Origin of the sequence: Citrobacter sp. Cpo030, from assembly GCF_030333005.1 — a bacterium.
Classification (GTDB): domain Bacteria; phylum Pseudomonadota; class Gammaproteobacteria; order Enterobacterales; family Enterobacteriaceae; genus Citrobacter; species Citrobacter portucalensis.
This window is the reverse complement of sequence record NZ_JAOWGT010000021.1, coordinates 1-580: the sequence shown is the minus strand read 5'-3', so window position 1 is coordinate 580 and position 580 is coordinate 1. Positions and strand designations below refer to the sequence as shown.

The window sequence follows — 580 nt, the reverse complement described above, 5'->3', positions numbered from 1 at the left end:
AATATTCCACTGGTGAAAGGAAAAGAAGTCATTGAGACCAGTTATATCTTTGATTTTGGAGATTATGGCCTCAGTGACGGCTATGGGACAGGGAGGGCAAAAGAGGTCAGTGGTGATCTTGATTTAAAAACTGATTTTTTCCCTATGGTGGCAAACCATATTGATAACACAACGAGTTTGAAATTATTTGGCGGAAATACCGGCCCCGAAAAATGGCGAAGGCGTTTTCGGCTTAGGGATACTCAAACCATTCTTATTGAGCCAGTCATTCATTTCGATAAAGTTGTTACTTTGACACCTCCAGATGCTCCAGGCAAACTTACGGCAATTTATCCCGATGGCAGTAGTGAAAAGATACCGCATATTTATCCCAGCTATGAAAAATTGCTGTCGATTCGCAGCTGTAACGGAGGAAAGCGTTGAATTATTTTAAGAGAACCATCGTTATTATGTTAACTATCGCACCACTTTGCGGTTGCGGAGATAACACAGATCAGACACTTTCCCCTCCTGATAATGCCCGACGTGTCAGCGTGTCATTCCGGATGCCAGAGGGCATCACTCTAATGCCGATGCAGAT

Annotated in this window: 1 pseudogene; it reads left to right on the top strand. The window is 43.3% G+C overall.

The features are described from left to right. Nucleotides 1–423 (top strand): annotated as a pseudogene (locus OGY37_RS00195) (hypothetical protein); the annotation flags it as partial. Between the last annotated feature and the right edge of the window lie 157 nt (nucleotides 424–580).